Genomic DNA, 12,396 nt, shown 5'->3' with positions numbered 1-12,396 from the left:
TGGTTGACACTCAAGCATCATACAAGAGGGCTTTTTTGTTTTCAAGTCCCCGAAAATCCTTCTAACAGGAATGCTCCATTTATAAAAATAACTGCAGCACTTTTTCTAAAAATAAAATAATTACTAAATCAATCACCAGGGATATCCAAACCCAATTTTTATTGAAAAAAGTAAAAGTAAATACGAGTAGAAATATGGCGGCTGGTATGTAAAATAGAAATATCCCCGATCTGAAATACTCTAGCAATGATGTTACAGACTCCGCACCATAATATTTAAAGCTGGAGTAAACAATATAAAATAAAATTAACGCTCTTACAGTAATGAGTAATAACTTTAATCCATTATTAAACTGCACTAATTTTTTTAAAGGCTTTAACTCCACATTTTCTGAGTAATCTTGCTTTGGCATACTTGAATTAAAGTGCTCTGTACTATCATATAAATTTTTGCAATCTTTACAGTCAGTGATATGTTCTAAAACAACCTGTCTCGGCCCATCATCCAGGTCATTAATTATAGGGATCAACTCCAGAGATAAAAGATGTATTTTTTTGAAAGAATCCATAGAATTACCTCACTTTAATCATTCTTTTTCTCATTCTGAACACTATCGATTTTATTGTGGATACTGGTATATTTAAAAGATCACTAATTTCATTATAGTCATAACCATAATATTCTTTTGCTATAATAATTGCTTTTTCAGAAGTCGATAGCTTGCTTAAAACCATTTCCAATTCGTTGTTAATTGTTGCACTTACTTCTGGTGTATAATTATCAACCAGTAACGTTTCAATAATATTCTCATCTTGAAGCAACTCAGGCTTCTTCTTTTTATAGTAATCAAGTAGAGTGTTTTTAACCCCTGTTATTAACCAACTCCTCATATACTTAACTTCTGTAACTAATGAGGGTGAAACTAAAATTTTTGTAAAAAAATCTTGAATAATATCATCAGCTATTACATCACTTTTAGTTAGACCTATTAAAAAGTTTCTTAAATACGCATAATGCTCATTGTATATTTCTTCAATCAGAACTAAAGGATTCATTTTAGACATTTTTTAATCTCCCTGAATCATTTTCCCTTCACAAGTGAGACGACTAAGAATTTGCTAAAGTTGCTATTATTTTTTAAATTTACCAAAGTATGTTTTTATTACCGAATTAACCCTATAATATCATTCCAAATGAAAGTCGACTAAACGAGCGAAAACAAATATTTGCTATTGCTTTTGAAACAATACTGAATACATATATACATGCTATTGATTCTTTCAACTAAAAAAGTGCCTAACAAGTTTTTCACCTGTTAGGCACTTTTAAAATTACGTTTATGGGTACTTTTGGGCACTTTGTAAATTATGCTAACTCACAAACCCTAGGTACGCTTACTCTTGAATCGCAGCTTCCAACGCAATAACGATCATATCGTTTAACGTAGTTTGATCGGTGTCACTTTACTGTACTACCAATCTATATATATAAAAATGTTACTATAGTCACAAAACTATTAAATGGAACATTCACTTTTATGTTACAATATCTTTATATTAGGAGGTATTCTCATGAGTAAAAAGGCTGTTTTTTGATTGTGACTTTGTTGGTAGTTTTAGGTGGCAGTATTAGTTATTACATTTGGAATAAGAGTGCTGATGAAACAGAATATCATAAACAACTAATTCAATTATTAGATGATATAGAGTATTCGACGACTGAATCAGCTGTAATCGGAAGTTCCTACCAAGAATATTGGGGAGAGATAATTGACAGAAGTATCCCTTTATCGACTATTAGTGAAAACTTAGAGATTTCCGAAGAAGAAATTGAACCACTTCTAAATTGGTCAAATCAAGCATACTTTGGCGGAGGTCTAGGAATAGGATTAGAGAAAGGTAATTTTGATACTATGATTACTATAGTTCGAATGGCTAAAAGTAATGCAACAGAAGTAGCGTTAAATAATCACAATATTGTTTCTAAGAATTTGTCACTTTTAAAAAATCCACCTGCTAAATATGAACAACAGTATAAAGCAGTATTAGATTTATACGAGAACTATAATACTTTTATCAGTTTATCTACATCTCCAATAGGTTCTTATATTGAATATAGTAAGAATCTAAATTCAACATACGAATCTGTGCAAAGCAAACTTCAAACAGCTAAAATTCAAATCCAATAGACTGTTAAAGAGAATATTTTCATGGTAACTGTTTCACCCCAACCCAACTACAACACCAACACTCACGGAGCTGTTCAGTGAACAACTTGTGAGTGTTTTTTCGTTGTTTTGAGTTTTAGTTATATCCAAAAAGAAGCGGTTTGTGAGCTTGTCATACTGTAATGTACTGTCAACAAGTATAGTGTTGTGAGCTAAATCTAATGATTCAAAGAGTAAAGCTGAAAACTCTGTCATACGTAAACCCTGAGTAACCAATGGCGAGATATTGTAAGACAACATGAACTACCTGCCATCTCATTTCATGGGTTACGGCATCCGTATGCATCCCTTATGCTCGCTAAAGGTGTGAACATCAAAGTCATACAACAACAGTTTGGACATGCTAATATACGAGATACGCTCAACATCTATTCACTCCACTAAAAAAACCCACTAAACAATTTCTTGTCTAGTAGGCTTCCAATGGACGTTCTAAAGGTCCTAGTCCCTTTTTAGTCCCCTGTTAAATTATGCCAACTCACAAACCCTTGGTAAACTTACTCTTGAATCGCAGCTTCTAACGCAATAACCATCATGTCATTAAACGTTGTTTGACGCTCTTCTGAAGTTGTTACTTCACCTGTTAAGATGTGGTCAGATACAGTTAATACTGTAAGAGCTTGACGACCGAATTTAGCAGCTAATGTGTAAAGTGCAGATGTTTCCATCTCTACTGCCAACACACCGTATTGTGCTAATTTTTCGTTTTGTGCTTCATCTGAATAGAACATATCAGCTGTGAAAATGTTCCCTACACGTACGTTTAAGTCTGCTTCTTTTGCAGCATTATAAGCTTTTAATAATAAATCAAAATCAGCCGTTGGAGCAAAATCAATTGTACCGCCGAAAATAACACGGTTTAAACTTGAATCCGTAGATGAAGATTGAGCAATGATTACATCGCGAACTTTAACATCTTTTTGGATCGCTCCACAAGTACCTACACGGATTAGCTTTTGAACTCCGTATTCCTGCATTAATTCTGTTGCGTAAATGGAGATAGAAGGGACACCCATGCCTGTACCTTGTACAGAAATACGTTTACCTTTATACGTACCTGTATAGCCTAAAATATTACGCACTTCATTATACTGAACCACATCTTCTAAAAATGTTTCTGCAATATATTTTGCACGTAACGGATCTCCTGGTAATAATACGATTTCTGCAATATCGCCTTTTTTGGCATTAATGTGAACGCTCATTTATAAAACCTCTTTTCATCATAATTCTTTTAAATTGTAAACGTTTTCGTATAAATATTCAATCGTTAGACGTCTTGCTTTATAAATATTTTGGTTAAACATACAATATTTTGTCAAATGTTCTCAATTTTACATCTTCGGAATTTAGTTAAACTATACCTAAAAATTACATGAGTTGCAAAAATCAATTGAATTTAAACATCATATAGATCCCAAAGTGAGTCAAATGCCTCTATTGTTAGATATTCATCTGATTGTAATTCAATATAGGTCGAAAGTTCTTCAAAATTATCGGATTGCTTAGGAAACGAATGATCCACAAACATACTTTCAGCAAATCGAACTTTTTCATCAGACCATTCTCCCCCTCTATAGGTTAATACATAGTGATAAAATGATTTTTTCAATAGTTTCCCTCCTACTTATATTTTTTTACATTATTATAGTGAAAATTCCCCATTAGTGTAGTAGAATAATAAAAAATTGATTTTTCAGAAAAGATGGTGAATTTATGCAAAAGAAAAAGAAATTAAGTACTAAATCCGAAAAAAATAATAAAAAAGTGAAACCTGCAAAAAAAACATTTCGTTTCTTTCATCTCATTCGAGGTAAAATTTTAATTGCGTTTACAATTTTAATGGCAATAATCCTTGCTATGCAAATTTTATCGTATATTAATATAACAAACTTACAAACAAGTTTGCGTAACTTTGCAGATGAAAATCTTAAACAACAATTTCAAATCAACAACCTGGCTTCTGATATCGCAAAACTATCAAGCCATGAACAAACCTTTTTAATTACAGGGGATGAAAAGTATCTCCAATTGTTTGAAGAAACGAAAGAGGTAATACATAACAACCTGACATCTGTTCAGAAATCCTTTGAAAATCAGGATGAAGAGTCGAAGATAGTTGGACAAATTCAGCAATTTTATACGAATTATTTATCCTATTCTAAATCTACAATTGAAGTACGTCAAAAATATGGATATGAAAATGCAGCTAAACTCTTCTCCAATAGTGGAAGCCAAAATTTCAAATCATATATTGATGATAATACGTCCAAACTTATCACAATATTGGAACAACGAAATGAAGAGTCCATAAGTGAATTAGAACAATTTGCGTTAGCCTCTAAAATTTCCTTTTTTGTCTTAGCTTTTGTTGCGATTGTTTTGACCATTACATTGGGCTATATCCTATTTAAATCAATCCGCAAAAATACAAAAGCAATTAATGAGTCTATTTTGGATATTGCACAAGCTGGAGGCGATCTAACTCGTCGTGTAAAGGTTAAGACTAAAGATGAGTTTTCTGAAATTGCAAACTCTACAAATATACTAATCGAGTCCATTTCTGTATTAATAAAGCGTGTTTCCAATCTCGCAGATAATGTATCCGGCAGTTCACAGGAATTAATGGCATTAGCAGATGAAAATGCACGTACAATTGATTTTATCGCAAACTCAACAATTGATATTGCCAATGATAGTACCGAAATTTTAACTAGTATCGGAAATGCAGCAAACGAAATGCAGAAGCTAGAGCAATCAATGCATGATCTAAACGAAAAGGCATTGGAAGTTCAACATGCAGCTATGCAGATGAAGGATGCTGCACAAATCGGTAGTAATTCTGTTACACAATCTTCAAATGTAATGCTTGAAATTGAAGAAACGATGGCAACTACATCGTCAACAGTAGAAAATTTAGGCCGCAAATCCGAAAATATTACATCCATTATTAGTACCATTACAGCAATTGCTGAACAAACAAACTTGTTGGCTTTAAATGCTGCTATCGAAGCAGCACGGGCTGGAGAACATGGCCGTGGATTTGCAGTTGTTGCAGATGAAGTACGAAAGCTTGCGGAGCAGTCACAGCAGGCTGCAAGTGAAGTTGCAGCAATTGTTGGATCCATTCAATCTGAAGTGAAATCCATCATTGCTCAAAACCAAACAGGTGTACAAAAGGTAATTCGCGGTGTTGAAGTGACAAATGAAACAACTGATTCTTTGCAAAATATTTTGTTACAGACAGAAAAAACATCAGATATTTTAACACATATGGTTGGTCAAATTGAGCAAACATTGCACAACAGTCATGATGTGAACTCTTCCTTTATTCATGTTGCGGCCGTTGCGGATAATACAGCTGCTAATACAGAACGCAGTGCAGCTGCCGCTTCACAAGGTTCAGCTTCAATGGAAGAAATTAATGCGTCGGCTGTTGAATTGGCAGCACAGGCAGATAATTTACGAAGTGTTGTAGGTGAATTTAAAATTTAACCCTATACCCTGCTCCATTCAAAAAAACAACTCGCTTATGGGATACCACAAGCGAGTTGTTTTTATTTGAACATTGATAAATATTGAGAATAGCCTTCCTTTTCCAAATCACTTACTGGAATAAAGCGTAAGGCTGCAGAATTGATACAGTAACGTAAGCCGCCTAATTCTTGTGGTCCATCAGGAAAGACATGTCCTAAATGTGAATCTGCAGTTTTGCTTCGAACTTCTACACGACGCATTCCATGAGAAGTATCAAAGTGCTCCGTTACTTCCAGATGTTCGATTGGTTTTGAAAACGAAGGCCAACCACAACCGGCATCATATTTATCCTTTGAGCTAAATAATGGCTTCCCGGATACAATATCAACATAGATTCCCTCTTCAAAAACATCGTTATATTCATTTCTATATGGTGGTTCAGTTCCTTGATTTTGCGTAACATGGTACTGCATCTCTGTTAATTGCTTTAAGCGTTCTTCTTTATTCATTTACTTGGACCCCCAATGTTTTTCAATAAATCCAGCCCGGCCAGAACCAATTGAATAGCGTTCGTAATGGGCGGGATTCTTTTTATAGTAATGTTGATGATATTCTTCCGCTACATAGAATGGCTTAGCTTCTAAAATCTTTACAGCAATTGGTGCTTTGAATTTCCCGCTTGCTTCTAATTTAGCTTTAGATAGTTCGGCAATTTGCTTTTGAACATCGTTATGGTAAAAAATTGCCGTTGAATAGGATTCACCGCGGTCATAAAATTGACCACCAGCATCAGTTGGATCAATTAATGTCCAATAAAGCTCAACTAATTTTTCATATGGATAAATAGCTGGATCAAATGTAATTTGCACAGCTTCTAAATGGCCGGTTGTCTCACTGCATACCTGTTCGTATGTTGGGTTTTCAACATGCCCCCCCGTATAGCCTGACACAACCTCTATAATACCGGGTTGTGTATCAAATGGCTTTACCATACACCAGAAGCATCCCCCTGCAAATGTCGCTTTTTCATATGCCATAAATTTGCCTCCTAGTTCTATTCATTTGGAATAACTACTTCTAATTCTATTTTATCATTAGGAAGGTCGATTTCCTTTGCTCGGACTCTTGAACCGCTCGCAATATTAATACGGGATAAATCTACATAAATTTCCTCGTCATCTGGCTTTACGGTGATCCAATTTGGGAAATCAACCGCATCATCAATCATTTTCAATACAAATTCCGGAGGTATATTTGCTTTCCCGACATGAACTGCCTCTTGATTCAATACGATATTTCCGTCCTTCACAACCGGGTTGAAATCCATCTGAATCGGCAACTCAATATTAAAAATGGTTAATGTACTGTATAAATAAATTTTCTCATCAATAACGATTTCTACAGGAACTGGGGATTGTTTCATCGCTGCTGTTAAATATTGTTTGGCAATCGCTTCAAATTCCTTTGCTGTAGTTTCTACTTTTAATATATTGCCCTCTATCGGGAGTGGTGGTTGTTCGGTGACTTGTTTTCCATCTGCAGTTAATAGATAGACAACCGAAACAAGGGTAATCATTACCGAACCCGCTAATAATAAAAATGCTACTTTCCATTTGTTCATATACTCACTCCCCAAATCCTATTAAACCGTCTGACATCTCTTCAATATTACATTTTTGCATTGTTTCAATAATGCGTTTTGCCATACGGTCATACCCCGTGCTATTCGGATGAAAGAAGTCTACATGATATACCATATCCTCATTTGACACAAATAAATCCTCTACTGATACAAAACATGCTTTTCCGTCCTTTACTGCCAATTGCTCGATTGAAGAATTCCATTCATTAATAATTGGATCAAAAGGTGTTATTTCATCTACTACAATCGAAAATGGATTATAAAAACCGACTAGAATAATTGGTGCATCGGTATTAATTTCACGTATCTCTGCAATAACCTGTTCATAGCGTTCATTAAAACGAGGTAATTCTTTGTCAAACATTGATTTAGTCATTGTAAATAAATTATTTTTTACTATTTTCATGACATCATTACCACCAATTGATATCGAGATAAGATCGGCTTCTGCCAGCTCCTCATCATAATGTCCACGCTGCAATAAATCTAAAAGCTGATTACTACGTCTCCCGTTTTTCCCCCGGTTATCAAGTTCTACCGATTCAATCATCGGCCATTTTTCAAGCTCATCCTGTAGCCGTACTGTATAGCCGTAATCCTGAGTTTCATCCCCCACTCCGCGTGTCAATGAATCTCCTAAAGCTAAATACTGTATTGGTTGAGCATTATCTTCTTTACGATTGGACCAATCTAGTTGAAATACATCATTTATTATCTCGAAGAAGCCCGTAGTTTTTTGTTCAGATTCATCTTCCGAAATAGACTGCTCATTATTTTCGGTGCTCGAATTGTCTTTTAATTGTTCTTCTACTAGACTTGGGTCAACTGTAATGGAGCATGCGGATAAAAAAATGACAGCCAATGATGTGAGTAATAACCGCCACATACAATTTCCCCCTTTTTATTATATTATTTTATTATAAAATATTTTCTGCATATTGAGGAATGATTTGCCTAGAAACAACTGGATTTATGGAAAATTACCATTATTTTATGTTATGTAAGTATCTGCTTAAAGAATCTCAAGCATCGAAATAAAAAAGGTAATTCTAGAGGTTCAGACCTTTAGAATTACCCTATTTTTATTCGGTATAATACATAAAGCCGATTGCACCTTCACCAGTATGTGTACTGATTACTGGTGATGTAAATGCTACTTCTACTTCTCCTGTAAAGCCTGTCGCTTTTACTTGCTCTATTAATGGATTAACTAATGTGTCCATCGAATTCGCATGAGAGATTCCTACAGCCATTACTTTTTTGCCCTTTGTATCTTTTTCAAATTCACTCATTAAAAATTTCACGATTTGCTTATAGCTTCGTGGTTTGGCACAAATTGTAACCTCGCCAATATCCAGGTGCCCAATAGGTTTAATATTAAGCAATGAGCTGACAACCGCTTTACCTTTTCCAATCCTTCCGCCCTTAACCATGTTTTCCAATGTATCCAGTGCAACGAAAAGACGTGTGTTTTCACGCACTTTGTTAACGCCTGCCAAAATTTCTTCCACAGTCGCTCCAGCGTCACGTAAACGGATTGCTTCGCGAAGTTGGAAAGCAAGGCCGAATGCGATATAGCGTGAATCAATTACTGTAACATCGGCATTACTCATTTCGGCTGCTTGGTTTGCAGATTGGTATGTTCCACTCATACTACCTGTCATATGAATCGAAACAACTTGCGACCCATCCTTACCTAGCTCCTCATACAATTCTTTAAATACACCTGGAGCAGGCTGGGAGCTTTTTGGTAATTCTTTTGCTGTTTTTAATAATTCGATAAATGTATCCGGTTGCAGGTTCACGCGATCTGTATACGTTTTATCGTCAATTTGAACTGTTAGTGGCACTACATGGATTCCGTGCTGTTTAATTTCTGCATCTGTTAAATCACATGTAGAATCAGTTACAATATGAATTTGACTCAAAGAGAACACATCCTTTTTCTATCTTCCTTACTATTATAAAGAAATCAATTTTGTTTACCAATATGACATTTGTCATTGTAAAATGCCCCACTTTATCATCATTCTCTTATGACATATAGCAGTATAACATCATGACAATCAACTATCACAATAATTTACTATATAAACTATACTAATATAAAGAGGAGTGTGATGTACGATGCAAAAAATAGATACATTTGATTATAAGAACTGGAAGGAAGAGTTGTGGAACGCGATTACACATGGCATAGGCCTAGTAATTAGTATTCCCGTCTGTATATTGCTTATTATCTATTCGGCAATAAATGGTTCTGCCTTGCATGTTACTTCATACGCTATTTTTGGAGCTTCATTAATTTTGCTGTTTTTAATGTCAACGCTATTACATAGTGTCCCGGAAAAATATAAACGTATATTCGCAATTTTAGACCACTCATCCATCTATATATTAATTGCAGGTACCTATACCCCATTTTTACTAATAGCAATCGGAGGAACATTTGGCATTGTCATGCTATGCATTATATGGTCCATTGCGATTTTAGGAGTTCTATTCAAATGTTTGTTCATCCATCGATTTGAAAAGCTGTCTTTAGTATTATATATAGCAATGGGATGGCTAATCATTATCGCAATCCGCCCCCTCTACAGTTTTTTAACTTTTGATGGGTTTATGCTACTTTTATATGGCGGATTATTTTTTACTTTCGGTGCCATTTTCTACGCTTGGACTCGGTTACCTTATAACCATGCAATTTGGCATTTATTTGTTATTGCAGGTTGTAGCTGCATGGTTGCCTGCGTATATTTATACTTAATTTAAAAAAGCGACGTGCTGAATTTGTTTTTCACAATTCAGCACGTCTTTTATTTTTCGAAGATACAGTATTGGAATGTAAAGCCTTCATCCGACTTTACTGGCTGTTGACAGGATACTTTTTTCCAATCTTCGTATGTTGGGAAGTAAGTATCCCCCTTAAACTTATGGTTAATTAAAGTTATATACAATTTATCAGCTATCGGCATCACTTGTTCGAAAATTTGAGCTCCACCAATAATCATAATTTCCTCGACATCCTGAACGAGCGTCAACGCATCCTGGAGGCTTCCTACAACTTCTATTCCATCTGCTTTATAATCTGCATTTCGCGTTATGACAATATTACGGCGACCTGGTAATGGGCGTCCAATCGATTCAAATGTTTTACGGCCCATGACAATTGGCTTACCCATTGTCATCTCTTTAAAATATTTCAAGTCACCAGGCAAGTGCCAAGGAAGTTCATTTTTATAACCAATAACCCTATTTTCATCATGTGCAACAATTAGTGAAATCATCGTTATTCCCCTTTATACCGCTATCGGTGCTTTAATCGATGGATGTGGATTGTAGCCTTCAATCGTTAAATCTTCCAATTCAATATCAAAAATCGATTGCTTATCTGCATTAATCGTTAATGTTGGTAAGTCTCTTAGCTCACGTGACAATTGTTCTTGCACTTGCTCAACATGATTTAGATAAATATGTGCATCGCCAATTGTATGAACGAATTCTCCAACTTCTAGATTACACTCTTTAGCCATCAAATAAAGAAGCAAAGCATAAGAAGTAATGTTGTAATTAATTCCTAAAAAAGTGTCTCCGCTGCGTTGGTATAATTGACAGCTCAATTTATTATTAGCTACATAAAATTGGAACATTACATGACACGGTGGTAATGCAGCTTTACTTCCTTTTGCTCCGGCATTTATTACGTCTTCTGGGTTCCATGCATTTACAATTAATCGGCGTGAATCAGGATTCGTTTTAATTTGGTCAATGACATCCTTTAATTGATCAATTTCATTTCCTTCAGAGTCTGTCCAACGTCTCCATTGCTTACCATATACATTTCCTAAATCGCCGTATTTCTCAGCAAATTCATCATCTGTTAATACTCGATCACAGAAATCTTTCATTTCTTTTTTGTACAATAAATTAAATTCCTCGTCTTCTAAACAACGTAGGCCAAAATCAGTCATATCTGGACCTTCGTATTCATCAGATTCAACCCATTTCTTAAATGCCCACTCATCCCATATATGGTTATTATGTTGTAAAAGATAACGAATATTTGTATCACCTTTAATAAACCATAATAATTCACTTGCAATTAGTTTAAATGATGTTCTTTTAGTTGTGAATAATGGGAAACCTTTTGATAAGTCGAAACGCATTTGATAACCAAAAACGCTAATTGTACCAGTCCCTGTACGATCTTCTTTTTTTACGCCGTTATCTAAAATGTATTTCATAAAATCTAAATATGTTTTTTCTAATTCATTCGACAAGATAAACACCCTCCAAATTCATTTCCTATCTATTATAGTCTATAAAAATTAATTTTTGTAACTGTAACAAACATAAAGCAATTTTTATTTTTAAAAACCTTTAATGTGTATTTTTAATGGGGTGCATGCACCTTTTTATCACCAGGTGCGTCTTATTAAAGAACGGATAATATATTAACATAACTATTAAAAGGATATAATATGGAACAACTAATTTTAGACCTCGTACAGAATGAAAACCCCTATGCATGGCTTTATCAGTTTTTAATAATGCTACTTGTTTCTATGATTCCATTTGCGCCTATTCCCGTTCTGGCCGCCTTCATCGCCAGTAATCATGATTTTATACCGGGTTTAATGATTAACCTGCTCGGTACCACTACGGGATCCATTTTATTATTTTTACTAAGTAAGAATTTATTTCGAAGCGTTGCACTAAAATATTTAACAAAACATCAATACTTGGCGAAATATGTTGAGCTCATTCAAACAAACGGCTTTTTAGCAGTCCTTCTTGGACGCCTTATTCCTATCCTACCTTCCGCAGGTGTAAATTTAATTGCAGGTATTTCTAATGTCCACGTAATTGCCTTTATTGCAGCAACCATTCTTGGGAAGTTACCTAATATCTTAGCCTTTTCACTAGCAGGACATCAAATTGCTTCTGGCAACTGGGATGTAGTATTGATCATTGCACTATACTTAATCGCTTTATTCTTGCTCGGAAGAAAAATAAAACAAAAGTGGACCCGTTAATTCAGAAAATGAAC

16 protein-coding genes are annotated in these 12,396 nt (G+C 34.8%); 5 read left to right on the top strand and 11 right to left on the bottom strand.

Going from position 1 to position 12,396, the window contains the following annotated elements; all coding sequences use genetic code 11:
• Window positions 1-79 precede the first annotated feature (79 nt).
• Entirely contained in the window at window positions 80-568 is a 489-nt protein-coding gene (locus tag H9632_RS13455) for a hypothetical protein (protein WP_191704575.1), read from the bottom strand.
• A gap of 4 nt (window positions 569-572) precedes the next feature.
• Complete coding sequence (locus H9632_RS13450) at window positions 573-1,064, bottom strand: RNA polymerase sigma factor (protein ID WP_191704574.1); 492 nt, start codon at window positions 1,062-1,064, stop codon at window positions 573-575.
• A gap of 527 nt (window positions 1,065-1,591) precedes the next feature.
• On the opposite strand from H9632_RS13450, the gene H9632_RS13445 reads away from it, so the two are divergent.
• Together H9632_RS13445 and H9632_RS19135 are read left to right on the top strand one after the other, a co-directional pair.
• The gene (locus H9632_RS13445; protein WP_191704573.1) at window positions 1,592-2,188 is read left to right on the top strand and encodes a hypothetical protein; all 597 of its coding nucleotides are present in this window, start codon (window positions 1,592-1,594) and stop codon (window positions 2,186-2,188) included.
• A 243-nt stretch (window positions 2,189-2,431) separates the two neighbouring features.
• Window positions 2,432-2,611: a tyrosine-type recombinase/integrase gene (locus tag H9632_RS19135; protein WP_191704586.1), complete on the top strand. Its 180-nt coding sequence runs from the start codon at window positions 2,432-2,434 to the stop codon at window positions 2,609-2,611.
• A 113-nt stretch (window positions 2,612-2,724) separates the two neighbouring features.
• Here the strand turns inward: H9632_RS19135 and deoD are convergent, their stop codons facing one another.
• Window positions 2,725-3,432, bottom strand: coding sequence for a purine-nucleoside phosphorylase (gene deoD, locus H9632_RS13435; RefSeq protein ID WP_191698952.1), 708 nt, complete (start codon window positions 3,430-3,432; stop codon window positions 2,725-2,727).
• 194 nt (window positions 3,433-3,626) lie between these two features.
• Complete coding sequence (locus tag H9632_RS13430; protein WP_191704572.1) at window positions 3,627-3,839, bottom strand: YozE family protein; 213 nt, start codon at window positions 3,837-3,839, stop codon at window positions 3,627-3,629.
• A 104-nt stretch (window positions 3,840-3,943) separates the two neighbouring features.
• Here H9632_RS13430 and H9632_RS13425 point away from each other — a divergent pair, with 104 nt between their 5' ends.
• The gene (locus H9632_RS13425; protein WP_191704571.1) at window positions 3,944-5,722 is read left to right on the top strand and encodes a methyl-accepting chemotaxis protein; all 1,779 of its coding nucleotides are present in this window, start codon (window positions 3,944-3,946) and stop codon (window positions 5,720-5,722) included.
• A gap of 62 nt (window positions 5,723-5,784) precedes the next feature.
• Here the strand turns inward: H9632_RS13425 and msrB are convergent, their stop codons facing one another.
• From msrB to H9632_RS13400, 5 genes are all read right to left on the bottom strand, one after another.
• Complete coding sequence (gene msrB / locus H9632_RS13420) at window positions 5,785-6,213, bottom strand: peptide-methionine (R)-S-oxide reductase MsrB (protein ID WP_191704570.1); 429 nt, start codon at window positions 6,211-6,213, stop codon at window positions 5,785-5,787.
• Window positions 6,214-6,741, bottom strand: a complete 528-nt coding sequence (gene msrA / locus H9632_RS13415; protein ID WP_191704569.1) for a peptide-methionine (S)-S-oxide reductase MsrA — start codon at window positions 6,739-6,741, stop codon at window positions 6,214-6,216. It abuts the gene before it with no gap.
• Window positions 6,742-6,758: 17 nt separating this feature from the next.
• Window positions 6,759-7,325, bottom strand: coding sequence for a YpmS family protein (locus tag H9632_RS13410; protein WP_191704568.1), 567 nt, complete (start codon window positions 7,323-7,325; stop codon window positions 6,759-6,761).
• Between the two features lie 4 nt (window positions 7,326-7,329).
• Complete coding sequence (locus tag H9632_RS13405) at window positions 7,330-8,232, bottom strand: GDSL-type esterase/lipase family protein (protein WP_191704567.1); 903 nt, start codon at window positions 8,230-8,232, stop codon at window positions 7,330-7,332.
• A gap of 196 nt (window positions 8,233-8,428) precedes the next feature.
• Window positions 8,429-9,274 (bottom strand): DegV family protein, encoded by an 846-nt coding sequence (locus tag H9632_RS13400; RefSeq protein ID WP_191704566.1) that lies wholly within the window; start codon window positions 9,272-9,274, stop codon window positions 8,429-8,431.
• A 199-nt stretch (window positions 9,275-9,473) separates the two neighbouring features.
• Between H9632_RS13400 and trhA the strand changes: the two genes are divergently transcribed.
• Window positions 9,474-10,118, top strand: a complete 645-nt coding sequence (gene trhA / locus H9632_RS13395) for a PAQR family membrane homeostasis protein TrhA (RefSeq protein ID WP_191704565.1) — start codon at window positions 9,474-9,476, stop codon at window positions 10,116-10,118.
• A gap of 44 nt (window positions 10,119-10,162) precedes the next feature.
• Here trhA and H9632_RS13390 read toward each other — a convergent pair whose 3' ends face one another.
• Both H9632_RS13390 and H9632_RS13385 read right to left on the bottom strand, forming a co-directional pair.
• Entirely contained in the window at window positions 10,163-10,633 is a 471-nt protein-coding gene (locus tag H9632_RS13390) for a dihydrofolate reductase (RefSeq protein ID WP_191704564.1), read from the bottom strand.
• Between the two features lie 12 nt (window positions 10,634-10,645).
• The gene (locus H9632_RS13385) at window positions 10,646-11,626 is read right to left on the bottom strand and encodes a thymidylate synthase (RefSeq protein ID WP_191704563.1); all 981 of its coding nucleotides are present in this window, start codon (window positions 11,624-11,626) and stop codon (window positions 10,646-10,648) included.
• Window positions 11,627-11,827: 201 nt separating this feature from the next.
• Here H9632_RS13385 and H9632_RS13380 point away from each other — a divergent pair, with 201 nt between their 5' ends.
• On the top strand, window positions 11,828-12,382 hold the full coding sequence (locus H9632_RS13380) for a TVP38/TMEM64 family protein (protein ID WP_191704562.1): 555 nt from the start codon (window positions 11,828-11,830) through the stop codon (window positions 12,380-12,382).
• Window positions 12,383-12,396 lie beyond the last annotated feature (14 nt).

Source organism: Solibacillus merdavium, assembly GCF_014836935.1.
Lineage (GTDB): Bacteria > Bacillota > Bacilli > Bacillales_A > Planococcaceae > Solibacillus > Solibacillus ferritrahens.
The sequence above is the reverse complement of the archived record's forward strand: the minus strand, read 5'-3'. Positions and strand labels throughout refer to the sequence as shown.

Coding starts and splice junctions, on each gene's coding strand:
- H9632_RS13425 (WP_191704571.1), top strand. CDS start 3,944: ATGCAAAAGAAAAAGAAATTAAGTACTAAATCCGAAAAAAATAATAAA.
- deoD (WP_191698952.1), bottom strand. CDS start 3,432: ATGAGCGTTCACATTAATGCCAAAAAAGGCGATATTGCAGAAATCGTA.
- H9632_RS13455 (WP_191704575.1), bottom strand. CDS start 568: ATGGATTCTTTCAAAAAAATACATCTTTTATCTCTGGAGTTGATCCCT.
- msrA (WP_191704569.1), bottom strand. CDS start 6,741: ATGGCATATGAAAAAGCGACATTTGCAGGGGGATGCTTCTGGTGTATG.
- H9632_RS13410 (WP_191704568.1), bottom strand. CDS start 7,325: ATGAACAAATGGAAAGTAGCATTTTTATTATTAGCGGGTTCGGTAATG.
- H9632_RS13450 (WP_191704574.1), bottom strand. CDS start 1,064: ATGTCTAAAATGAATCCTTTAGTTCTGATTGAAGAAATATACAATGAG.
- H9632_RS13380 (WP_191704562.1), top strand. CDS start 11,828: ATGGAACAACTAATTTTAGACCTCGTACAGAATGAAAACCCCTATGCA.
- H9632_RS13390 (WP_191704564.1), bottom strand. CDS start 10,633: ATGATTTCACTAATTGTTGCACATGATGAAAATAGGGTTATTGGTTAT.
- H9632_RS13405 (WP_191704567.1), bottom strand. CDS start 8,232: ATGTGGCGGTTATTACTCACATCATTGGCTGTCATTTTTTTATCCGCA.
- msrB (WP_191704570.1), bottom strand. CDS start 6,213: ATGAATAAAGAAGAACGCTTAAAGCAATTAACAGAGATGCAGTACCAT.
- trhA (WP_191704565.1), top strand. CDS start 9,474: ATGCAAAAAATAGATACATTTGATTATAAGAACTGGAAGGAAGAGTTG.